Source organism: Calidifontibacillus erzurumensis (assembly GCF_013303125.1).
GTDB classification, from domain to species: domain Bacteria; phylum Bacillota; class Bacilli; order Bacillales; family Bacillaceae_J; genus Calidifontibacillus; species Calidifontibacillus erzurumensis.
Genome location: NZ_JABTTE010000013.1, coordinates 24,992 through 47,521 on the forward strand (window position 1 = coordinate 24,992; position 22,530 = coordinate 47,521).

Here is a 22,530-nt window from a genome sequence, read left to right on the forward strand (position 1 = left end):
TTTTCCTCTTATTTTTATTTTGTTTTTTACAGCTTAACAAATCTTAAGCTTATTTAATGAAAGGCAAGATTTTTTGAATATCTTGATGCGGTCTTGGGATGACATGAACAGCAACTAACTCGCCGATTCGTTGCGCTGCTTCTGCACCTACCTCTGTTGCAGCTTTTACAGCGCCAACATCGCCTTTGACAATGACAGATACTAAACCAGAACCGATTTTTTCAGTGCCTACGATTTCAACATTAGCTGCTTTTAACATTTGATCAGCCGCTTCAATGGCTGCAGTTAATCCTTTTGTTTCAATAATTCCTAATGATTCATTCATGGTTCGTTCCTCCTCGAATCGTCTGTTTTATTTTTTGAATTTCTTCTTCTACTTTGCCGTTTTTGTTTCATTTGAGTCTCATTTTGTTTATTTTCATCACGATCTTTTTGTTCGATCGCTTCTTGTTCACTTTGATTTTTTTCATCTTCTTTTTCAGAAGACACTATAAATTTCAAAATTTCCCGATGTGGATTAGTAATCAAAACAGCCATTTTCAATGGATTTTGTTGTTTGCTTTCACACGTTTCTTTTGCAACCTCAATAGCCGTTTTAACATCAGAAATACTGCCTCCAATGACTAAAGAAACGAGTCTGCCGCCCAAATAATTCTCACTTTTTAAAAGCTCAACACCAGCTGCCTTCATCATTTGATCTGCAATTTCTAATGCATAAGTAAAATATTGCAACTCAACGATTCCGATCGCTTCAACAACTTTCATTGCAGATCACCTTTACTTTTGAATCCAATTATTTTTTCTAAACCGCTATAAGGTCTAGGGATGACATGGGCCCCGATGAGCTCACCAAACGACTGGGCAATATCCGCTCCTTTTTCAACGGCGAATTGAACAGAAGCTAAATCCCCTTGGATGATGATCGTAAGCATTCCCGACCCCGTTTGTTTAATATTATAAACTTCTACAAAAGCTGATTTTACCATCGCATCTATACAGGCAGCGGCTGCTGTTAAACCAATCACTTCAATAATTCCAATCGATTGATTCATTTAATTTTTACACTCCTAACGAAACTTGCGTTTACTTCTTAGTAACCTTCCCTATTGCAAGCAGCTTTTCTAAGCCGCAAGCAGCCGAAGATATGAGATGGGTTTGTACATCTTTTTCGTCGATTAACTGTACAGCAGTTTGCTCTGCAACTTCTAGTGCTGCTTTGACGTCATCAATTTTGCCGCTGAATTTTACTTGAATGACAACCGGGATCGGGGCTCTATCACCTAATAGCGGGTTGTTGCAATCAATTCCTTCAATCGTTATATCCGCTGCTTTACACGCTTTGTCCATGGCCGCCATAGCGACACTATAGCCTTGCACTTCCAAAAAGCCAATCGCTTTCCCCATCATTTTCACCCACCAATGATACGAAATCCGCCATTAGCAAGGACAGATCGTCGTTGTCTTGTATATGTCCGAGGGGATGTAATACCTTCGCCAGTTGGCCCAGCAATTGTCATCGTTGTATGGCCTTCTCCGCCATAGCCAACCCCTGCTAAAGAGGAAGCATTTTGCACGAAAATCGTCGTTTCAATGGCTCTAGCAAATTTCGTCATATGGTCAACATTTTTGGAATGGATCACTGCTGTATGGCGGTTTCCATGTTCAGCTTTTACTGCGAGTTCAATCGCTTCATCAATATCGGCCACTCGTACGATTGGTAGGATTGGCATCATTTGTTCAAGCTGAACAAGCGGATGATCGAAATCAACTTCGCAAATAAGTAAGCGGATATCAGAACTTGCTTTTACACCGATTTGAGCAAGGATCACTCCCGCATCTTTGCCGATCCATTCTTTAGCCACATGATATTCCCGCTTATTGTTTAATGAACACCCAAATGCTTTGTTCTCTTTATTTTCTTCTAAAACAAAACGCTCAATTTGTGCTAGTTCATTTGGACTTAGCATATAAGCGCCATTGTTTAGCAAGTGGAAGATTAAATCATCAGCGACTGAATCTATAACAAAAACTTCTTTTTCAGCAATACATAGTATATTGTTATCGAACGATGCACCGAGCACGATCGATTTCGCTGCATTTTCAATATCTGCAGTATCATCAACGATAACTGGCGGATTTCCAGCTCCTGCGCCGATGGCCTTCTTTCCTGATTGAAGCAATGTTTTCACAAGTCCCGGTCCACCGGTTCCAACTAACAATTTAACTTTTGGACTTTCAATGAGTGTTTGAATGGTATCCATCGTAGGATTTTTTACCATTGATACAAGGTTTTCTGGTCCGCCGGCCTCTTTAATTGCATTGTTTATAAGATTGATAACATAAGCCGATGACTTTTTCGATGATGGATGGACATTGAATACAACCCCATTTCCAGCTGCAAGCATCGCAATCGTATTATTAATGATCGTTTCGGTTGGATTTGTCACTGGAGTAATAGCCCCGATTAATCCATATGGTGCCTGCTCAACAATCGTTAAACCGGCATCGCCTGAACAAGCATCTGTTTTTAAATCTTCCGTTCCAGGTGTTTTTGCTGCCAGTTCATGTTTAGCAATTTTATCTTCCAAGCGACCGATCTTCGTTTCTTCAAAAACCATTTTCGCAAGTATTTCTTTTTCTTTAATGACAGCTTCGCGAATAGCTGTTAAGATTTGCTCACGGTTCTTCATTGAGTAGTTTTTGACGTAAATTTGCTGCGCTTTGTACCCTGCATTGATCGCATCTTCCATGTTTTCAAAAACACCATTTTCACTTCCGCTCTGAACAGACGAAACCGTTTTGTTTCCTGCATGCGTTCCTGGTTTTGAACCAAGCGGTGTTAGCATGCCAGGAAATATCATTGGTTTTTGTTGTTCCTGATTTAATGAACCATCCGTTTTTGATTCTGCATGATTGATCGTCTTCATTTTAATTGGCTTTATTGGACTGGCCGCCCCAACAACTTCTTTTGTTTCTTGGGGTGGTTGTCCAAGAGCCTCTTCAACATTTTTCATGACAGATTGGATGATTTTTTGGATATCCTGTTCGGATAAATTGATAGACACGTGACTTCTCGCCTCACTTTCGATACTGTGCCAATACATTTTCTGTTACTTTCTGGATGATGTTTTCTAAAAGTTCTTCTTTTGCTTTATCATTTTCATTATCAATCTTGCATGGGGGAACACCGCCTGATTTTATTCCTAATCGGTTGCGAATGCCTAAAAGATCCGAAACTTGTGTGCAGTTCAGTTCATTTACTTTATTAATGATGTTATTGGAATACATTGTAATTAAAGCGTAATGCTCCAATGATTCCATTCGATAATAAGCTTCCATGATATCTCTTCCCCAAGTCAGCGCCCCGTGATTAGCAAGAAGAACCGCATTATGACTTTTGCAATAAGGTGCAATGGAATCCGGTACTTCTTCTGTTCCTGGCGTAGCATAAGGTGCAACTGGCACTGTTCCTAACAAGACGACTGCTTCCGGCAAAATCGGTCTGTCCAAACTAATGCCGGCTATCGCAAATGCAGTAGCCACTGGCGGGTGGGCATGAACGACTGCATTTACTTCCGGGTTTTCTTTGTATACCCTTAAGTGCATTTTTATTTCGGATGAAGGTTTTAATTTTCCCGAAATTACTTTTCCGTTTAGATCAATTTTTACTAACATATCCGGGGTCATAAAACCTTTACTGACGCCCGTAGGGGTTGTCCAAAGTGTATTTGGTCCAACTTTGATCGAAATATTTCCGTCATTGGCTGCCACAAAATTGCGGTTATAAAGACGTTTCCCTACTTCACAAATTAGTTTTTTCGCTTCAAAGTCAGAATAATATTGTTTCCTATCTATCAAACGTAAGCACCTCCTTAAGAGTTTTCTTTATAAAAAGTTTCTACCTTGAAACACGTAATTGTCAATAACTTTTTAGGTTTTATACATAATTTATGTTTGATTTTGTGGGTTTATTTTTGGTTGTTTCTATTTTTCGTATAAAATACAACCGAACAAAAAAATCAATGATATAATCGTATCGAATAATACGTTCATAAAAGCAAAATAAAGGAGTATTCCCATGTTGCCAATCGCTCGTAAAAATAAAATCAAACAAATGATTCTCGTAAAAAAAAGCGTAACCGTCGCAGAACTTACAAAGCTTTTTAAAGTGACGGAAGAAACGATCCGCCGTGATCTTAAACAGCTTGAAGATGAAGGTGTTTTGATCCGCACATATGGCGGTGCCTACATTTCAGAAGGCGTCCAAAATGACGTAGATGTCAAGTTAAGGGAACATATCCACGTGGAAGGCAAACAAAAAATTGCCTCCAAATGTTTGCAATACATAAAAAATGGTGATTCCATTTTTTTAGATGCTTCGACAACTTCGTTAGTCATCGCAAGCATGCTGAAAGACATCAAACTAACGGTTGTCACGAATTCCATTAAAATCGTGAACGCCCTTAGCGACAATCCAAATATTAATATTGTCGTCATTGGCGGTACGCTTGATCGATCATCATTATCGAATGTCGGTCGAAATGCTGAACTTCATTTAAAACAATATTTTTTCGATACTGCTTTTATCTCATGCAGATCCATCAGCATGAATCATGGCATCACCGATTCAAATGAGTTGCAAGCTGGCATGAGAAAACTAGCAGCAGAACATGGAAATAAAACAATTTTAATAGCTGACTATACGAAGTTTAACCGCACTTCCTTTGCCAGCATTTGTGATTTTGATTCAATTGATGCCATTATTGTCGATCAGAAACTATCTGAAGAATGGCATGAATTTTTGAAGGAGAGAAACGTAAAATTAATTGAATGTGATTAGTAAAGAAATGTATTCTGTAAGAGGACGGGGGCAGCCTCTTACAGAATTTTTTTCTTACTCCTTTTTAAACATCTTTGGCAAACTTTCTGTATACGGCGGATAAGCGATGCCGTTTTCTGTAATGATTGCCGTAATTAATTCATTGTCGGTCACATCAAAAGCTGGATTATATGTTTTTACTCCTTCTGGTGCCATCGGTTTTTCATACCATTTCTTCGTTATTTCTTCCCCTGGACGAAGCTCAATATGAATATCAGCTCCTGTATTACAATTCAAATCAACCGTTGATAGCGGTGCGCAAACATAAAACGGTATATTGTAATGTTTCGCTAAAATTGCAACCCCTGATGTTCCGATTTTGTTGGCGGCATCGCCATTGGCAGCCACACGGTCGCAGCCTACTAATACTGCTTGTATTTTTCCTTCTTTCATGACAATCGATGCCATATTGTCGCAAATTAAAGTGACGTCAACACCAGCTTCTTGTAACTCCCAAGCTGTTAGCCTTGCTCCCTGGAGGAGTGGCCTTGTTTCATCTGCATACACTTTAAAATTGTATCCTTGCTGCTGGCCTAGATAGATTGGCGCCAAAGCTGTACCGTATTTTGCAGTCGCAATCGTTCCGGCATTGCAATGGGTTAAAAGCCCCATGCCTGGCTTTAGCAATGAAAGCGCATAGCGGCCGATAGCTTCACAAACTTTTTCATCTTCTGCACGAATCAGATCGGCTTCTTCTTTCAATGCTTGTTTCACTTCAACGGCCGTTTTCCCGGCTTCTTTTTTGAAACGAGCTTCCATACGGTCTAACGCCCAAAATAAATTCACAGCTGTCGGACGGGATGTTGCGAAATAATCTTTTACTTTTTTAAAATCTTCATATAATTGATCATAGTTTTCCGCTTTTGACATTTTCGTACCTAAATAGACGCCATAAGCAGCTGCGATTCCAATGGCTGGAGCCCCTCTAACTTTCAATTCATAAATCGCATCCCAAATACCTTCTACTTTCGTCAGCTCTAAAAACACTTTTTCATTTGGAAGCAATGTTTGATCCAAAAGAATCAGCGCGTTTTTTTCATCGTCCAACTTCACAGACTGGATTACATCTACTGGCATAAACGCATTCCCCCTTTTACACTTCTTTAATAGCATCTTGAAGGACTTTCACAAAATCTTTACCTTGACGGATCGAATCACGATTTAAAATAAATGTTTTACCAGCAATTAAACATATTTTTTCAGCTTTAGCCCGTTTGTCAGCATCCGTAATCGATGTAATATCCTTTACATGGGCAATACCGATAATTCTTCGGCACAACTCCAATCCGCAAACTGCTGATGTATCTTGTAAGATAGAATCTAAATAATATTCTTTAAAGCCAGGCTGTTTGGCAACTTGTTCCGTCACCTTTTCATCCCAAGCAATTTTAAATTTTTCAGTAAATTGGTCGATTACATCACGAATCGTATCCTCGATATAACTCAAATATTCTTTCTTTTCATTTTCATCTTCAATCGTAAACAAGCCATTTGCATAAGCAAAAATTAAATTGGCAATAACATTTCCTACGTCATAACCAGCAGGTCCATAGAAAGCAAATTCAGGATCGATCACTTTCGTTGAATCTTCTTTCACAAAAATGGAGCCCGTGTGCAAATCACCATGAATAAGCGATTGGGCATTCGTCATAAACTCAAACTTAAGCTTCGCTGTCTCAAAGGCAAGCTTTTGGTCATTCCAAATATACTCTCTTACAAATTCCTTTGAACCTTCAAAAACATCATTGCGCGGACAATCATAAAAAGGTTCTGTATATACAAGATCTTCAGTAATTTCACAAAGCTCAGGATTTGTAAATTTTTTTACAAGCTCTTTCTTTTCCTTATGGTTCATAACCACATCAGATGTGAATAAAAGCGTATTAACCATGAATGTAGAAATATGATCGGCAAATAACGGGAATTTCTTATGCTTAATAAGCGCCGTTCTCATAATTTCGTAGTCAGATAAATCTTCCATTGCGGTGCAGTTCATAATCGGATCATACTGATACATTTTTGGAACAAAACCAGGTGCAAGCTCATTTTGCAATGCTAAAATTTCGCTTTCAATCCGGTTGCGGTCAGGAGATACTTTAAACTCATCTGAAATTCTAGCAACAGGACCTGCCTGTTTAATAATGATGGACTTGTTATTTTTTTCATCAACAACACGGAATACATAGTTTAAATTGCCATCGCCAATTTCTTTACAAGAAAGCTCAGCATCCGCATCAAAAAAATTCAATCTTGTCTTTGCATACTCTACCGCATCTGATTCAGTCATCGTAAAATACTTCGTTTGAAAGTCTGCCATTTGAACAACCTCCCAAGCTATTTTTGTTTATAATAAGTTAATGCTAACGCAAATGCTAAGACAGTTCCTTTTACGATATCCATCGCATAATAAGGGACTGACAACATAACTAAACCATTTTGCAAAATACCAATCAAGACCGCACCGACAAAAGTTCCTACTGCATTAGGCTTCCCCGCACCAAGTACGGAAAAACCGATGAATGCAGCTGCGACAGAATCCATCAAATAAGGAGCACCTGCATTAATTTCAGCGGTCATGACACGTGATGCAAGAACAATGCCTCCAACGGCTGCAAAGAAAGCAGATAATAAATAAGCGAGAACTTTATATTTATTGACTGGAATACCGGAAAGTCTTGCAGCTTCGATATTGCCGCCGATGACATACATATAGCGGCCATGCTTCGTGTACGTCAAAAATAAATGAACTAAAATGACAACGATGACCATAATGATAATTATCCAAGGAACTTGTCCAATTTTCGCAAATAGCGGGCTAATGATTCCTTCTGCAAAAGTCCCATCAGGCATAACCATGTTTTGGGAAACAGTCGCCCCTTTTGTATAAGTCAATGCAATCCCTTGGACGACAAACATCGTTGCAAGGGTAAGCAGCATATCAGGAATTTTTACTTTTACGATCAAAAATGAATTTAAGGCACCAACAACGAATGCAGCTAGAAGAGCAGCAGCAATCGCTGTAAACGTATTTTGTGAATACCATACAAACATCGATATGACAATCGCATTACTAAGTGATGCCACAGATCCAACAGATAAATCAAACCCATTGACAGATAAGGAAATTGTGATACCAATAGCAATGATCGTCACAATTGAAATGGAGCGTAAAATATTAATAATATTTGATGTTTGAATAAAAGCTGGATTTGCTAAAGCAAAAATGATGATTAGGGCAAAAATAGTAATGATCGTGCCGTACTTATATAAAAAATCAAACAAATCAAAGGTATTTTGTTTTTTGATCGATACTTGTCCTCTCATCCTACCGCCCTCCAGTTGAATAAAATAGCAGTTCTTCTTCATTTGTTTTGGAAGTTTCCAACTCTTTAGCAACTTGTCCATCGTAAATGACATATACACGATCCGTAATCCCCATAATTTCCGACAGCTCACAAGTTGCGTAAATAATCGCTTTTCCTCGTTTTGCAAGCTCGGCAATCAACTCAAAGATGTCTTTCTTCGCACCAACATCAACACCTTTGGTCGGTTCATCAAAAATATATACATCGGCATCAGTCAAAAGCCATTTGCCGATGGCAACTTTTTGCTGATTACCACCCGATAAATTTTGTACTTTCGTTTCAGTTGTTGGTGTTTTAATGCCTAATTGATTGATCATATCCTTGGCTGCGTTTTTTTCACTGTTAAAATCTAAGAAACTTAGATACTTTGTAAATTTTTTGAGACTAGGAGCAGTAAGATTCGTAGTGACAGATTCAAAGACGAGCACACCTTCTTTGCGCCTTTCCTCCGGCACTAAAGCAATTCCTGCCCTTACTGCATCATAAGGACTTTTCAAATTCAATTGATTATTTTTTAAATAAATTTCTCCTGCTGTAATAGGAGAAGCACCAAATAAAGCTTTGCAAATTTCTGTTTTACCTGCTCCAACAAGGCCGGCAAGACCAACAATTTCTCCTTCTTTTACATACATGCTAAAATCTTTTATTTTCTCTTTATCAGAAAGCCCCTTCACGGTCAGGACTGAATCGCCAATCTTCACATTATATTTTGGAAATTGTTCTTCCAATTTCTTTCCTAACATCGCTTCAATAATATTATTTTGTGTTGTTTCAGCAATTTTTTCTTTTACAACAAATTCTCCATTTCTCATGACTGTAATATCATCACAAATTTCAAAAAGCTCCGGCAAGCGGTGAGAAATAAAAATAACCGCTACATTTTTTGCTTTAAGGTCTCTTACAATTCGAAATAACTCTTTCGTTTCAGACATGCTTAAAGGTGCAGTAGGTTCATCTAAAATTAAAAATTTACATTGTTGCGATATAGATCTTGCAATTAACACCATTTGTTTTTCAGCTAATGTTAATTCGGAAACTAGTTTTTTTGATGGAACATGGACATGCATACTTGCTAATATTTCTGTTGCTTTTTCATGAATCTCATTCCATTTTACAATTTGTTTAGTCCCCATTCCATTAACCATTTCATTGAGCATTATATTTTCGCCAACGGTTAAATAAGGGATCAATGCGGTATCTACTTCTTGATACACAATCTGGATTCCATAGTTTTGAGCATCTTTCGGAGATTTAATAGATGCTTTTTTTCCATCGATAAAAATTTCACCAGTATAATGATTGTATGCTCCAGCAAGCACTTTCATCAAGGTTGATTTCCCAGCACCATTGGCGCCGATCAATGCATGAATCGTTCCTGTTTCAGTCGTAAAATTAACGTTATTTAAAGCTTTTACACCTGGAAATTCAATAGAAATATTTTTCATTTCTAAAATGGTCTTTTCCATCGGTATCCCTTCCTTTTCTCCCCATAAACTCATCTCAAAATACGAGAATATTTATGGTTCAAGGCTTTTTCTTTTCACTCAAACTGAAGCTATTTTATCGGTTATGATCAATTCAAATTTCAATTTTTATCCAAATTTACTAAACTCGCATAATAGGCGGCTACTCCCATTCGGGAAATAACCGCCTAATCATTGAAACTCTTATTTTTTATGATGTTCTTTTAATACTTTCATCCAATCTTCTTCAAATGCATCAGATTGGCCCCATCCAGGAATGATATTTGCAAGATTAACCATGTTTACTGGTTCTGTTGAAGCTTTTAGTTGTTCTTGGGTAATTAATGCTGCTTCTAAATCATAAGTTTGTGGTGTTTCTTCACCAGCAAGTTTTTTCGCAAGAATTCTCATATTTACTGCACCGATCAATTTTGGATCAACCGCTGCAGTTGCAACCCAAGGGCTTCCTTCTTCTTGGATTAATTGAAGGTCTGCATTTGATACGTCGATACCATAAATTTTAATTTCATTTCTTCCTGCTTCTTTAATGGCACGGGCAGCACCAATCGCAAATGCATCCCAAGTTGCGAAAATTGCATCAATTTCGCCTTTTGGATATTTATTTAACATAGCTGTGACAGCATTTTGTGTCTCAACAGAGGTGTTGGCAGTTGCTACACCAAATCTTTCAATCTCTTTAATACCAGGGTTGTTTTTCAACACTTCTTGATAAACGGCATTGCGGCGAACCATTGGAGGGAAACCGTCAACCCAAAGGTAAACAATTTTAGCTTGACCATTTGTATCTTTTACTAATTGTTCTAACGCAAGTCTTGCTAGTGCTTCATCGTCTTGTGAAGTAAGTGTAACCCCTTCTACTTGTGAGAGATCACCGATGGAATCAAAAGTGACTACTTTTTTACCAGCTTCAACAAGCTTTTTAACTGCATCAACGGTTGCAGCGTCATCACCATGAGAAATAATCACTCCATCATAATCTTGCTGTGCAGCTTGAGCAATTGCATCATGGAACTTTGCAGTATCACCATTTGCTGTGAAAACATCAACTGTAAATCCTAATGCTTCCCCTTCTTCTTTCGCACCAGCTAAAAATTGAGCAGTATGATCATCACCGCCAATTTTGCGGATAACTTTAATTTTTGCACCTTCACCAGATGCAAATCTTTCCGGAACATTTTCCAGTGTTACCGTTTCTTTCGGTTCTGTTGATTCCTGACTGGACGAATTCCCGCCAGAAGAACAACCTGTTAATAAAAGCGCCATTGACATTAGTGAAACGATGGCTGTTTTCATAAAATTTTTCTTCATTTTCAATCCTCCTCTTCTTATGTATGTTTTTTTATTAATAAATAATTTTATGAAGATTTGAACATTATAAATTGTCTAAATTTTACCATGCTAAAGACTGTTTATACAAGATTTTTTTTGATTTATAACGAAATCTTATTGATTTGTTTTGGTTTTATGAAATTTTGATTGTGGCATTATACTTAAATTCTATTGAAAAGAAACAAATTGGCTATTCAGAGGTACCTCTATTGTATAAAATAAAAAAACCTCTTCTTTAAAAATAAAGAAGAGGTTTGATCATACTTGTATCAAAATTCACCAAAAGTAATAGATCGTTCACTCTTCTTATCTTCCAAGCAATTGCTTGATGGATTTGGCACAGTACTCTTCAACCAGAGTCCGCTGCCGAGGCTTCATTGGGCCATGTCCCTCCACCTCTCTCGATAAGGAGTTTTCCTATTGGTTTAATGTACTTTTAACTCTACATTTTTAGATGATAGTTGTCAACAATCATTTCAATAAAATTATTAAACTATTACATTTGGTGCGAATACTGTTTATTTTTCCAATACTTTTCATTTCCTGGCAAATCATCAAACCATGTAGCATCTTTCGGACAATCAAGAATCATCATTTGTCCATAATTTCCATTTCGTGCTTGATGATATTTTAAATAAGCTTTTCCGTTTTCAATCGCCAAAATTTCAATTTTTCCCGAACTGTGACTCATCACTAAACGGATGCGTTTGCCTAGTCCAGAAGTTTTCGCTTTTGCTTCTTCTACAATTTTATAAGCTCTTTCTAAAGGAACTACAAAGTCATAGTTTCCGGCAACTGGTCTGTTGATGAAAAAGTAATACGGATTAACGCCTGCCCAAGATAGTTTATCGAGCAATTCTGCTAACACCTCAGGGTTATCATTGACCCCTCTTAAAATTGGCGTCTGGTTGACAACGATGACTCCAGCTTCTGTTAAAGCATAGAAACCTTTTTTCGCTTCAACCGTTATTTCTCTAGGGTGATTGACATGAGCCATAACATATATGCGTTTTTCAGGGGTAGAATAAGTTCTAAAGAGCTCTAGCAACTCTTCATCTTCATAAATTCTCATCGGGTTATAGACGGGGAGTTTAGATCCTAATCGAATAATTTTCACATGCTCAATTTCCCTTAGCTGTGAAATAATCGATTTCAGTCTTTTTGTTGAGAGCATGAGAGAATCTCCGCCCGTTAAAAGGACATTATTTATTTCCGGATGATTGCGAATATATTCCAATCCCGGTTCGGGGTTTACATAAGCCTCTTTTTCATCATTTACAAACAATCTTTTTCTAAAACAAAATCGGCAATAACCCCCGCACACTTCCGAAACTACAAGAAGAGCCGTCGTGCCGTATTTATGCTGACAGCCAGGAACTACATAGTTTGTCGCTTCATCACTGGCATCCCAGCTTCCATACTCCATTAACTCTCCTTCATTTGGAATAATAATTTTTCGGATTGGATCATTCGGATCGTTCCAATCAATCAGCCGCAAATAATAATCATTCGCTCGAAATACGAAATTATCAGTGATGGGCTTTAACTTTTCCTTTTCCTCTAATGAAAGCTGCTCAATTTGATCAATATTTGTGATGTAAGTTGCTTTCAATAAAGTCGCCTCCTTGTACAATTTGTTTTTTAGCCTTACACTTTAATCTTATCGTAAAAAAGCTATAATAGTAATACCTTTCTATAAAAAAAATGAATAATTCGAAAAATTGACAAAGAATTGGTATTTTCGATAAAAAAATTAAGGGCACTACATATTAGATTAAACGAATACTAGCACCCTTACATTATTCAAATTATTTTGATAATAAAAACAAGAATGGGGACCAATTAAAAAAACAATCAATACAGTCATGTTACCTCATGGGTAGATTATTCTATCAACTTGTATAACTTTTCATCATTCCCGTTAGTTCTTCTATTATTTCCTTAATTTAAGTCCCCCCTCACATCATTTTCCTTCTAATAATTCTTCACTTTTCATACAACCATAAAAAATCAATGGGATATAGTTAATATTCGAAAAACTAATCTATTACAACTTCATTAGATTCATTTGATATTCTATTAATATTTCAGTATTTTTCGGCCGACTTACTAACATTTATTAGTGTTTTGAGTAAAAGATCATGGATGCTTTTTTGAAAAATCTCATATACACCCAAACATTTATAAATGAATTGAGGGTGACTTAAATTAAACTGCAACATTTAAATAAAATGCCCTTAAACAAATAAACGGCTTTAACTCAATACAATATCGAGCTAAAGCCGTACAGTCTACTGGACAAGGAGCAGTTAATTTTTTACTAGCACCTTGTTTTCATTATAAAATTAAATCAATAATCATATATGAAAGAGCAGCTATTAGTGCAGAAATTGGCAATGTAATAACCCACGTCCAAACCATTCGCTGGGCTGTTCCCCATTTAACACCTTTGATGCGATGGGCAGCACCAACACCTAAAATGGAAGATGAAATAACATGTGTTGTACTAACAGGCAAATGGATAAATGTCGCTCCAAAAATAACTGCAGCACCTGTCAAGTCGGCAGCAACCCCATTTACCGGGCGAATTTTTATAATGCGTCCACCGACTGTTTTAATGATTCTCCAACCACCAACAGACGTTCCTAATCCCATTGCAAGCGCACAGGAAAATTGTACCCAAAAAGGAATATCTGTTGTTGTTACATAGTTATTGGCAATAAGCGCCATCGTAATGATACCCATTGCTTTTTGAGCATCGTTCGTACCGTGTGTATATGCTTGTAAAGATGCAGTTAAGATTTGAATAAATCGAAAACTACGATTCATTTTAGTTAAATTAGAATTTTTAAATAAAATTTTGAAAATAGTGTAAACAATATACCCGACCGCAAATGCAATAAGCGGTGAAAAGATGAGAGCTTGAATAATTTTCAAAAATCCACTATAGTTCAAAGCGCCAAAACCAGCTGCAGCAATCGCAGCACCTGCAACTGACCCGATAATCGCATGAGATGAACTCGAAGGAATTCCATAATACCATGTAATTAAGTTCCAAGAAATAGCTGCAACAAGCGCTGCTAATATAACGACCGAGCCATTTTCTAAAGTAAATGGGTCAACAATATCTTTCGTAATGGTTTTGGCAACACCCGTAAACGTCATCGCACCGACAAAGTTCATGGCTGCAGCCAATATAACGGCATGCCTTGGCTTTAATGCTTTTGTCGATACAGCAGTAGCAATGGCATTGGCGGTATCGTGAAATCCGTTAATAAAATCAAAAGCTAAAGCGCCAATGACGATTAATATTGTAATTATTAATATTACATCCATCCTAAAAGCTCCTTACGCATTTTTCATAATGATAGTTTCAAGAGTATTCGCAACTTCTTGGCAATTATCTGCAATTTCTTCAAGTGATTCATAAATTTCTTTGTATTGAATAATGCGAATTGGATCTTTCTCAACGGCAAATAGATTTTTTATAGATTGGCGAAGCACACCATCACATTTTGATTCATAATCTTTAATTTTGATCGCATGTTCACGGATATTGAGCAATTTTTTGCTTGATAGGAGTTCAACAGCTTTTTCGATTTCGATCGCAGCGTTTCTTAATGCATCGACGAATTTCAACATATACTCGTCTGCATGGGTCATTGAATACATTTCGAATAATGCCGCACAGTGTTCGAAACCGTCTAAAACATCATCAAGGCTAATCGCCAAAGCAAGAATATCTTCACGCTCGATCGGTGTGATAAATGCTTTGTTTAATTCAACAATAACCTCATGAACATATTCATCGCCTTTATTTTCATATTCTTTCATCGTATCAAAAAAAATCTTGAGATCGCTTGTATTTCTAAGTTTATAATCTGCAAAATAGTTGGCACTTTCTTTAATGTTCGTAGAGATTTTCATCAATAAATCCATGAACTTGTCCTTTTTTTTAAAAACCATTGAATACCCTCCATCTGTCGTCTAACTAATGAATTTGTCCAAACGTAAATATTGTAAACGAAAAATGTCGACCAAGAAAATATTTTTTCATCAAATTTACAAAAACTTAACAAAAGAAAAAGGCAAACTCTGTTATAGAGTATGCCCCAAAAATTACCATTGCTTGTAACGATTATCTATTTTTGTTATTCATTTTCGAAAAATCATCAAAAAATGGCATCTATCCAACACAAATATTGCAAAATCTTTCGTTTGAAGCCCCTTTTCAAACGCATCTTTCAAGAGACCTTGCATTTTTAGCTATTCAAATTATAGTTTTACTAATTGATTAAACTTTAGCCGAGAAAACGGGTCATTGCATGAATTTGTCCAGCATGAAGTGCTTCATGGAAAACTGTAAACGCTGCTAATTCCCCGTAAGTCGTATTTCCTAAAATCGGTTCAGGTAATTTTTCTTTGAATTTTTCATCAGGAATTTCTTGAATGCGGTTTAACTGATCCTTCAATTGTTCAACAAGGGCTGCAACCGATGGAGCTTCCCCTTTCCAATCCGCAGGCTTTGTACCATACCCAAAAAATTCACCATACTCAGCAGAGAGTTTCCCTGATTCTCCAAATAAAAATTTTTCAGCAGCAACTAAAATGTGACCTAATTGCCAGTGAATAGTATTGTTAAAACCTTTTGGCGCTACATCAAAAGTTTGCTCATTTACCCCTTCAATGGATTTAAAAATATTTGTTCTCGTTAATTCAAACTGCTTTTTAATGAGCTGACTCATCGATACCTTTGCCTCCTTAAAAATTTCATTTGTTTTAAAAATTATATCCAATCTTTAATTTGAATGTAAAACAAACAGCTACTATACAAGCATTCACTCTACAATATGTATCGAAATTTGTTAAAATAATAATAGATTCATAAAAAATAATTTTGGGAGTGGATGTAAAATGGGTTTGGTCAATAGCGGCATTTGCGCCGTTGATTTTGACGAAACATATTTTGCAACAACGAATCTTCAAAATTATTTTCAAGAAAGACTGAATTTTCAGCATTTAAAACATGTCCATTTATATTGCGATCCTCATTCTCTCCAAATACTGCAAAAAAGACTTCAGCTTAGACGAAAAAAAGGTATTACGTTTATAGGAAGCGGAAACTTTCATTACCTTACATATTTTTTTCTTAAAGAAATGACAAAACCTTTTACACTTGTATTGTTTGATAACCATCTCGATCTTGAACTTAAAACAAACTTGATGGGCAGTAGCATGCTTTCATGCGGTACATGGGTTTCTCATGCGCTTGCCAATATTCCACTATTAGAACGGGTGGTTATCATCGGTCCAACGGTTTCTGTTAATAACGAAAATACACATCCTAGAACCATCATATTTCCCTATTCAAAAATCCACGAAATTTCTTCACAACAACTTTTAACGACAATCCAAACCAAACACGTTTACATTAGCATTGATAAAGATGTATTACATCCCCGTATTGTACAAACAAACTGGGATCAAGGGCTTATGGAAATCGAAACATTAACAACGATCCTTGAGCAAATTCTTGCCAAAAAGCTAGTGGAAGGGATTGATATATGCGGAGAAGCTCAGCTAAATCCGTTGCAGCTTTTGCAACCTGAATGTTTAACAATTGTGAAAAAAAATGAAGAAGCAAATTTACGAATCTTACAAACTTGTTTGAAAGCTATTGATAGACAGACGATTGGAGCCTAGTAATTTCTAGGCTCTATTTTATTTTTTAAATACTTTTTATACTTTTTCTTTTAAAAAATTAAACATGTATAAAAAACTATTTTATTAAGCTACGAAAAAAAATGCTAGAAAGAATAAATGGAAATTGCATAATTATTTTCTCTTTTTGAACGTTTTGTGAAATAAAGCGTATCTATATAGTTTTTCTTTCTTTCAGGGATTAACATTACATTAAAAGCATGTGATTTATATCACACCTTAAATTCACTCTTAAACGATCTGTGGAACTGAATGAAAGGAAAGGAGCATATAGAAAATGTTTAAAAAGCTTTTTTTATTTTTTATTTTTACTATTACCACAGTGCTTACAGGATGTAAGCCGTTAACTATTTTAGATCCTAAAGGTCCGCAGGCTGCACGTCAAGCAGATGACATTATGCTTACTCTTTGGATCATGTTATTGATCGTCATCACTGTATTTGCCATCTTAGTGTATATGCTGATAAAATACCGTGCTTCTAAGCAGCCAAAAGATTATGAACCACCTCACATCGAAGGAAGCCCGCTTGTTGAAACTCTCTGCGTTGGAATCCCGGTGTTAATTATTGTCTTTCTTTCAATTGTTTCTGTTCGAAGCAACTATATTGTCGAAGCAACACCAAAAGGATATGAAGATCAAGAACCATTAGTCATCTATGCTTCATCTTCAAACTGGAAATGGCATTTTAGTTATCCAGAGCAAGGAATAGAAACTGTCAACTACCTTTATATTCCAACTGATCGTGCTCTTGAATTTAAACTTTACTCTCATGGGCCAATTACAAGCTTTTGGATTCCTCAGCTAGGGGGACAAAAATATGCAATGTCCGATATGATAACTACTTTGCATTTAGCGGCAGACGTACCAGGTGAATATTCAGGACGAAATGCAAATTTCAGCGGAAAAGGTTTTGCGGAAAATACTTTTTACGTAAAGGCAATGAGTCAAGCTGAATTTGACCAATGGGTTGATGATGTAAAAGAAACAGCCGAACCCCTTACGGAAGAAAAGTTTAACGAACTATTAAAACCCGGACATCTTGGACAGATGACGTTCACTGGTACTCATTTAGAGTTCTTACCGCCGCCAACGGCGGAAAATGGAGGGCATAACCATCAATCAAGTGCTAACCTTCAACACGAAGAAGAGAGCGATCACATGGATGGTTCACACCATTAATACGAACGAAAGGAGTATAAAAAATGGATTTCTTTGAACAATTTAAAGTTCCACATCCAAGTCTAGCCATTTACGCTTCTATGGTTGCGATTATCATAACATTGATCACGATCATCGCCGGTTTAACTTATTTTAAAAAATGGGGTTATTTGTGGCGTGAATGGTTGACCACTGTTGATCATAAAAAAATCGGAATAATGTATTTGATTTCAGCTATTTTGATGCTTTTCCGCGGTGGCGTCGATGCACTGATGATGCGTGCGCAGCTTGCCAGACCGGAAAACACGCTTTTAGATGCGCAGCATTACAATGAAATTTTCACAACCCATGGAGTTGTGATGGTGCTCTTTATGGCCATGCCATTTATTATGGCGTTAATGAACTTTATCGTACCGCTCCAAATCGGTGCGCGTGATGTTGCTTTTCCACGGTTGAACGCTTTAAGTTTTTGGTTATTTTTCTTTGGTGCCATGTTATTTAATATTTCATTTGTTGTCGGTGGATCTCCAGATGCTGGTTGGACGGCTTACTTTCCACTTGCAGGACCGGAACTAAGTCCGACTGTCGGAAACAACTATTATATGATTGCCATCCAGATTGCAGGTCTTGGAACACTAATGACAGGTATTAATTTTATTACAACCATTTTAAAAATGAGAGCTCCAGGTATGACATTAGGGAAAATACCAATGTTTACTTGGTCTGCTTTAGCAGCTAACATCATTATCGTTTTTGCTTTTCCACCGTTTACAGTTGCATTGGCGATGGGTACGATGGATCGTTTATTCGGCACTCATTTCTTCTCCATGAACAACGGCGGTATGGATATGCTTTGGGCCAACCTGTTCTGGGTTTGGGGTCATCCAGAAGTTTACATTCTAATTTTGCCAGCCTTTGGTATTTTCAGTGAAGTCATTTCAACGTTTTCACGGAAAAATCTTTATGGCTATAAATCAATGGTAGCCTCCATGGTTATCATCTCGTTAATTTCATTCTTTGTATGGGCTCACCATTTCTTTACGATGGGCATGGGACCACTTGCAAACAGCTTTTTCTCAATAACAACGATGGCTGTTGCTATTCCAACAGGGGTTAAGATCTTTAACTGGTTGTTTACCCTTTATAAAGGAAAGATTGAATTCACAACCCCGATGCTTTATGCAATGATGTTCCTGCCCCTTTTCACAATTGGTGGGGTAACAGGCGTCATGCTGGCGATGTCAGCAGCCGATTATCAATACCATAATACAATGTTCTTAGTTGCTCACTTTCATAACGTCATTATTCCTGGTGTTGTATTTGCAATGCTTGCCGGTCTCCACTATTATTGGCCAAAGATGTTTGGTTTCATGTTAAATGAACGGATCGGTAAATGGACCGTATGGCTTCTTTCTATCGGTTTCGTATTGGCGTTTATGCCAATGTACATCACCGGACTAGATGGTCAAGTACGCCGGATGTATACGTATTCTGAAGCAACTGGTTTCGGCCCGTTAAATATGGTTTCATTTGTTGGTGCAATTATATTAGCCATTGGGTTCGTGTTTATTTGCTATAACCTTTATTATAGCTTCCGTTATGCATCAAGGGATGTTGGCATTGATCCATGGGATGCGCGTACGCTTGAATGGGCAACTCTCAACCCAGTACCTGCCTATAACTTTGCAATCATTCCGCAAGTTGCGTCTTATCAAGCGGTGTGGGATGCAAAGAAAAAAGGCCACGTATTATTCAAAGGAAAATACGAAAAAATTCATATGCCAAGCAATACCGGTGTTCCATTTATAATGGGTGTTCTCTTCTTCATTTGGGGATTTGCCATGGTATTCAGCTTATGGAAATTGGTGATCCTTTCAACCATTGCCATCTTCCTTTGCATGGTTTACAACTCATTTAAAGAAGACGACGGGTATTACATCTCTGCGGAAGAAGTTGAAAAAACGGAAAGAGAATTGCGAGGTGTCAGTTAATGAAAATGGATCATACGCTGCCTCTTGAATATAGAACACATCAAAATCAATTAAATATATTAGGTTTTTGGATTTTTATCGGCGCGGAAATTATGTTGTTTGCAACGCTGTTTGCTTCTTATTTTACACTGGTGGACCGCACAGCGGGCGGTCCTTCTGGTGCGGATATTTTTGATATCACGCCGGTCCTTATTGAAACGATTGTTTTATTAACAAGCAGTTTTACAATTGGCTTAGCTGTTCATGCTGCAAGAATTCATTTTAAAAAAGCCATGATGGCTTTTATTGCTGTAACGTTGCTCCTTGGCCTTGTATTCCTTGGGGTCGAAATTTATGAATTCATTCATTATGTACATGTTGGTGCCGGAATTCAAACGAGCGCTTTTACAGCGATCTTACTGACAACATTAGGTACGCATGGTGCCCACGTAACGTTCGGCCTGTTCTGGGGATTATGCATTCTTATGCAAATTCATAAGCGCGGATTAACACCAAAAACAGCAAATAAAGCATTTGTTTTCTCCTTATATTGGCACTTCCTGGATGTTGTCTGGATTTTCATCTTCAGCTTCATCTATTTGAAAGGAATGATGTAAATGTTAAAACAATTATTTCCATTCAATCAGACGATCGGCTATCTGTTTTCGTTAGTTCTAACTTTAGTTGCATTGGCCGTTTATTATTTTGATTTGTCTTTTGCCGTCAGCATGACCATTCTTCTAACAACAGCCTTTTTACAAGCCGGATTGCAATTAGTCGTTTTCATGCATTCCGGTGAAACAAAAGATAAAGGTGCAATCTATACCAATATTTTTTATTCCTTAGTGATCGGTCTTGCAACGATTTTCGGTACACTGTTATGTATGATTTGGGGGATTATTTAAAACTATCGTTTCGATTGTTTACAAGGCCTCCAAATAAATGGTCATAATTGAAAGGCTTTCTTCAATTAAATAAAATACCAAATGGGCAATGTCAGGAAACAACCGCCATTTGCGCATCGCCTCCCATAAATATAATAGAAAAAAAGGTTGCAGAAGCCTTTATGAAAATTGCAACATAAAACTAATCTATGCCAAAACGGGTTCAGTTGTATTTTCAATCACTGAACCCCTTTTCTTCTAAACTATTAAAGACTTCTCTAAACTCTATCTCCACTAAACTTTTCCCAAATGAAAATTTTTTAAATTCATATCAATGTTGATACAATTTTTTCATAAAAAATTGAAAAAGGTAAAATATGAAACTTAACCATATGCATTTAACAGTTACAGATGTTTCATCTGCACGAGAATTTTTGGAAACTTATTTTGGTTTGGAAGTGCATAGGAACCCGTGGAAACGGACTTCCTGTAATGATTGATGAAGAGGGTTTTGTGTTATCTTTATTGAAAGCTAAGGAAGTGGAATATCCAAAACCTTCTTTATTGGTTTTCCACTAGAAAATGAAGAACAGGTAAACAACATGTATCAACGCCTAAAGGAAGATGGATTTTATGTAACGGAATCCAATCACTTACACGGCTAGCTTTTTACATAAAGGCACCTGGAGGATTTACCATTGAAATCATTTGCCAAAAAAATTCATTCTTTCTTCAAGGAATTGGAAAGCCATTAAAAAGTAAAGATGTTAATCAAACTCTCGCATTTATTCCCTAATCTTAAAGAGATTTTGTGCGCGATATAATAAAAATGAAGCAAGAGGTCTGTCTATCTTGCTTCATTCCAATAATTAATATTCATAAATAATACTTACATTTGCACGTATTTCCATTTCTCCGCCTGATATCGGAGTAGAAGATCCCTCATTATATGCAATACCGCCTCCTGAAGCTTTTTCAAGGCCTGTATAACGAATAGGAGATGGAAAATATGCTCCTGATTCATTGATAACAGAAGGAACAGACAAGCTTATTCCGTATAAACCAGCGATTGCCTTTGCCTTTTCTTCTCCGTTTTTAACAGCACCCTTTAATGCTTCCAGATACTTCGCTGTTTTTGTTGCTTCACTTAAATCAAACGTGATATTGTTTGCCTCATTAATTCCTTCTTTAACTGTTAAATCTAAGATCGTACCTATTTTCTGAAGATCGTTAACCGTAACTTTTATATTATTAATAACCTCGTAGCCAACGAGAATTTGTTCCCTTTTTGATTCAATCGTACCCTGATTATTTTTAATTTCTATGTTTGTCCACTCATATCTTGGCTGAATCCGGTAGTCTACTGTACGGATATCCTTTTCTTGAATTCCTAGTTTTTTCAACTGATCCATTACCCGATTCATTTTATTTTTATTATCGTCCTGTGCCTTAATCGCATCAACATTAAATGTTCGAACAGCAATATCAATATAGGCAATATCCGGTGCAACTTTGACAGTATATGTGCCACTGACACTGATAGACCTTTTATTTACAACATCACTTGCATAAGCTGCCGTACCTCCAGCAAAAGCTTGGGCAGCAAATACTATTAAACTAGTAAGCAGCAGACCGAATAATTTTTTTACAGTATTCTTGTTCATGAATATCATCTCCTTATAAATAAATATAAGAATGAAGCAAGAAGTCGGTCTCTTACTTCTTTCTGGAAATTATTG

The 22,530-nt window shown here is 36.9% G+C and carries 22 protein-coding genes, 1 pseudogene and 1 riboswitch; of the genes and pseudogenes, 7 read left to right on the top strand and 16 right to left on the bottom strand.

The window, feature by feature from the left end; all coding sequences use genetic code 11:
* Positions 1–49: 49 nt before the first annotated feature.
* From HR057_RS10300 to HR057_RS10325, 6 genes are read right to left on the bottom strand one after another with little or no spacing between them, the layout of a single operon-like run.
* Complete coding sequence (locus HR057_RS10300; protein ID WP_173731351.1) at positions 50–325, bottom strand: BMC domain-containing protein; 276 nt, start codon at positions 323–325, stop codon at positions 50–52.
* Positions 322–765 carry a BMC domain-containing protein gene (locus tag HR057_RS10305; protein ID WP_173731352.1) on the bottom strand — a complete coding sequence of 148 codons (444 nt, stop codon included), beginning with the start codon at positions 763–765 and terminating at the stop codon, positions 322–324. The genes HR057_RS10300 and HR057_RS10305 overlap by 4 nt, the downstream gene beginning before the upstream one ends.
* Positions 762–1,052: a BMC domain-containing protein gene (locus tag HR057_RS10310; RefSeq protein ID WP_173731353.1), complete on the bottom strand. Its 291-nt coding sequence runs from the start codon at positions 1,050–1,052 to the stop codon at positions 762–764. The genes HR057_RS10305 and HR057_RS10310 overlap by 4 nt, the downstream gene beginning before the upstream one ends.
* A gap of 31 nt (positions 1,053–1,083) precedes the next feature.
* On the bottom strand, positions 1,084–1,404 hold the full coding sequence (locus HR057_RS10315; RefSeq protein WP_173731354.1) for a BMC domain-containing protein: 321 nt from the start codon (positions 1,402–1,404) through the stop codon (positions 1,084–1,086).
* 5 nt (positions 1,405–1,409) lie between these two features.
* Complete coding sequence (locus tag HR057_RS10320; RefSeq protein ID WP_329955868.1) at positions 1,410–3,065, bottom strand: aldehyde dehydrogenase family protein; 1,656 nt, start codon at positions 3,063–3,065, stop codon at positions 1,410–1,412.
* 13 nt (positions 3,066–3,078) lie between these two features.
* Positions 3,079–3,858 carry a class II aldolase/adducin family protein gene (locus tag HR057_RS10325; protein ID WP_173731356.1) on the bottom strand — a complete coding sequence of 260 codons (780 nt, stop codon included), beginning with the start codon at positions 3,856–3,858 and terminating at the stop codon, positions 3,079–3,081.
* 220 nt (positions 3,859–4,078) lie between these two features.
* On the opposite strand from HR057_RS10325, the gene HR057_RS10330 reads away from it, so the two are divergent.
* Entirely contained in the window at positions 4,079–4,840 is a 762-nt protein-coding gene (locus HR057_RS10330; RefSeq protein ID WP_173731357.1) for a DeoR/GlpR family DNA-binding transcription regulator, read from the top strand.
* A 54-nt stretch (positions 4,841–4,894) separates the two neighbouring features.
* Here HR057_RS10330 and mtnA read toward each other — a convergent pair whose 3' ends face one another.
* The 9 genes from mtnA to HR057_RS10375 form a co-directional block, all read right to left on the bottom strand.
* Complete coding sequence (gene mtnA, locus HR057_RS10335; protein WP_173731358.1) at positions 4,895–5,956, bottom strand: S-methyl-5-thioribose-1-phosphate isomerase; 1,062 nt, start codon at positions 5,954–5,956, stop codon at positions 4,895–4,897.
* Between the two features lie 16 nt (positions 5,957–5,972).
* The gene (mtnK, locus tag HR057_RS10340; protein WP_173731359.1) at positions 5,973–7,196 is read right to left on the bottom strand and encodes an S-methyl-5-thioribose kinase; all 1,224 of its coding nucleotides are present in this window, start codon (positions 7,194–7,196) and stop codon (positions 5,973–5,975) included.
* A gap of 17 nt (positions 7,197–7,213) precedes the next feature.
* Complete coding sequence (locus HR057_RS10345; RefSeq protein ID WP_173731360.1) at positions 7,214–8,203, bottom strand: ABC transporter permease; 990 nt, start codon at positions 8,201–8,203, stop codon at positions 7,214–7,216.
* Between the two features lies 1 nt (position 8,204).
* A complete protein-coding gene (locus HR057_RS10350) occupies positions 8,205–9,710 on the bottom strand; it encodes a sugar ABC transporter ATP-binding protein (protein ID WP_173731361.1) in 1,506 nt (501 codons plus the stop codon).
* Positions 9,711–9,911: 201 nt separating this feature from the next.
* Positions 9,912–11,036 (bottom strand): sugar ABC transporter substrate-binding protein, encoded by a 1,125-nt coding sequence (locus HR057_RS10355; protein WP_173731362.1) that lies wholly within the window; start codon positions 11,034–11,036, stop codon positions 9,912–9,914.
* 324 nt (positions 11,037–11,360) lie between these two features.
* Positions 11,361–11,468, bottom strand: a riboswitch (SAM riboswitch).
* A gap of 85 nt (positions 11,469–11,553) precedes the next feature.
* Positions 11,554–12,669, bottom strand: a complete 1,116-nt coding sequence (locus tag HR057_RS10360) for a KamA family radical SAM protein (protein WP_173731363.1) — start codon at positions 12,667–12,669, stop codon at positions 11,554–11,556.
* A 725-nt stretch (positions 12,670–13,394) separates the two neighbouring features.
* Positions 13,395–14,393: an inorganic phosphate transporter gene (locus HR057_RS10365; protein WP_173731364.1), complete on the bottom strand. Its 999-nt coding sequence runs from the start codon at positions 14,391–14,393 to the stop codon at positions 13,395–13,397.
* A 12-nt stretch (positions 14,394–14,405) separates the two neighbouring features.
* Positions 14,406–15,023: a DUF47 domain-containing protein gene (locus HR057_RS10370; protein WP_173731365.1), complete on the bottom strand. Its 618-nt coding sequence runs from the start codon at positions 15,021–15,023 to the stop codon at positions 14,406–14,408.
* A 335-nt stretch (positions 15,024–15,358) separates the two neighbouring features.
* Entirely contained in the window at positions 15,359–15,802 is a 444-nt protein-coding gene (locus HR057_RS10375) for a DinB family protein (protein WP_173731366.1), read from the bottom strand.
* 169 nt (positions 15,803–15,971) lie between these two features.
* Here HR057_RS10375 and HR057_RS10380 point away from each other — a divergent pair, with 169 nt between their 5' ends.
* The 6 genes and pseudogenes from HR057_RS10380 to HR057_RS17050 form a co-directional block, all read left to right on the top strand.
* Positions 15,972–16,760 carry an arginase family protein gene (locus tag HR057_RS10380; RefSeq protein WP_173731367.1) on the top strand — a complete coding sequence of 263 codons (789 nt, stop codon included), beginning with the start codon at positions 15,972–15,974 and terminating at the stop codon, positions 16,758–16,760.
* 295 nt (positions 16,761–17,055) lie between these two features.
* Positions 17,056–17,958, top strand: a complete 903-nt coding sequence (gene qoxA, locus HR057_RS10385; RefSeq protein WP_173731368.1) for a cytochrome aa3 quinol oxidase subunit II — start codon at positions 17,056–17,058, stop codon at positions 17,956–17,958.
* Between the two features lie 23 nt (positions 17,959–17,981).
* Positions 17,982–19,928: a cytochrome aa3 quinol oxidase subunit I gene (gene qoxB, locus HR057_RS10390; RefSeq protein ID WP_173731369.1), complete on the top strand. Its 1,947-nt coding sequence runs from the start codon at positions 17,982–17,984 to the stop codon at positions 19,926–19,928.
* Positions 19,928–20,524: a cytochrome aa3 quinol oxidase subunit III gene (gene qoxC, locus HR057_RS10395; protein ID WP_173731370.1), complete on the top strand. Its 597-nt coding sequence runs from the start codon at positions 19,928–19,930 to the stop codon at positions 20,522–20,524. Before qoxB ends, qoxC begins: the two co-directional genes overlap by 1 nt.
* Positions 20,525–20,812: a cytochrome aa3 quinol oxidase subunit IV gene (gene qoxD, locus HR057_RS10400; RefSeq protein WP_173731371.1), complete on the top strand. Its 288-nt coding sequence runs from the start codon at positions 20,525–20,527 to the stop codon at positions 20,810–20,812.
* Positions 20,813–21,168: 356 nt separating this feature from the next.
* Positions 21,169–21,503: pseudogene (locus tag HR057_RS17050) on the top strand (VOC family protein); the annotation flags it as partial.
* A 157-nt stretch (positions 21,504–21,660) separates the two neighbouring features.
* On the opposite strand, the gene HR057_RS10405 reads toward HR057_RS17050, so the two are convergent.
* The gene (locus HR057_RS10405; protein WP_173731372.1) at positions 21,661–22,455 is read right to left on the bottom strand and encodes an SIMPL domain-containing protein; all 795 of its coding nucleotides are present in this window, start codon (positions 22,453–22,455) and stop codon (positions 21,661–21,663) included.
* Positions 22,456–22,530: the final 75 nt, after the last annotated feature.

Excerpts from the sequence above, each read along its gene's own strand:
- HR057_RS10300 (WP_173731351.1), bottom strand. The coding sequence starts at position 325 with ATGAATGAATCATTAGGAATTATTGAAACAAAAGGATTAACTGCAGCC.
- HR057_RS10305 (WP_173731352.1), bottom strand. The coding sequence starts at position 765 with ATGAAAGTTGTTGAAGCGATCGGAATCGTTGAGTTGCAATATTTTACT.
- HR057_RS10310 (WP_173731353.1), bottom strand. The coding sequence starts at position 1,052 with ATGAATCAATCGATTGGAATTATTGAAGTGATTGGTTTAACAGCAGCC.
- HR057_RS10315 (WP_173731354.1), bottom strand. The coding sequence starts at position 1,404 with ATGGGGAAAGCGATTGGCTTTTTGGAAGTGCAAGGCTATAGTGTCGCT.
- HR057_RS10330 (WP_173731357.1), top strand. The coding sequence starts at position 4,079 with ATGTTGCCAATCGCTCGTAAAAATAAAATCAAACAAATGATTCTCGTA.
- mtnA (WP_173731358.1), bottom strand. The coding sequence starts at position 5,956 with ATGCCAGTAGATGTAATCCAGTCTGTGAAGTTGGACGATGAAAAAAAC.
- mtnK (WP_173731359.1), bottom strand. The coding sequence starts at position 7,196 with ATGGCAGACTTTCAAACGAAGTATTTTACGATGACTGAATCAGATGCG.
- HR057_RS10345 (WP_173731360.1), bottom strand. The coding sequence starts at position 8,203 with ATGAGAGGACAAGTATCGATCAAAAAACAAAATACCTTTGATTTGTTT.
- HR057_RS10350 (WP_173731361.1), bottom strand. The coding sequence starts at position 9,710 with ATGGAAAAGACCATTTTAGAAATGAAAAATATTTCTATTGAATTTCCA.
- HR057_RS10355 (WP_173731362.1), bottom strand. The coding sequence starts at position 11,036 with ATGAAGAAAAATTTTATGAAAACAGCCATCGTTTCACTAATGTCAATG.
- HR057_RS10365 (WP_173731364.1), bottom strand. The coding sequence starts at position 14,393 with ATGGATGTAATATTAATAATTACAATATTAATCGTCATTGGCGCTTTA.
- HR057_RS10370 (WP_173731365.1), bottom strand. The coding sequence starts at position 15,023 with ATGGTTTTTAAAAAAAAGGACAAGTTCATGGATTTATTGATGAAAATC.
- HR057_RS10375 (WP_173731366.1), bottom strand. The coding sequence starts at position 15,802 with ATGAGTCAGCTCATTAAAAAGCAGTTTGAATTAACGAGAACAAATATT.
- HR057_RS10380 (WP_173731367.1), top strand. The coding sequence starts at position 15,972 with ATGGGTTTGGTCAATAGCGGCATTTGCGCCGTTGATTTTGACGAAACA.
- qoxA (WP_173731368.1), top strand. The coding sequence starts at position 17,056 with ATGTTTAAAAAGCTTTTTTTATTTTTTATTTTTACTATTACCACAGTG.
- qoxB (WP_173731369.1), top strand. The coding sequence starts at position 17,982 with ATGGATTTCTTTGAACAATTTAAAGTTCCACATCCAAGTCTAGCCATT.
- qoxC (WP_173731370.1), top strand. The coding sequence starts at position 19,928 with ATGAAAATGGATCATACGCTGCCTCTTGAATATAGAACACATCAAAAT.
- qoxD (WP_173731371.1), top strand. The coding sequence starts at position 20,525 with ATGTTAAAACAATTATTTCCATTCAATCAGACGATCGGCTATCTGTTT.
- HR057_RS10405 (WP_173731372.1), bottom strand. The coding sequence starts at position 22,455 with ATGAACAAGAATACTGTAAAAAAATTATTCGGTCTGCTGCTTACTAGT.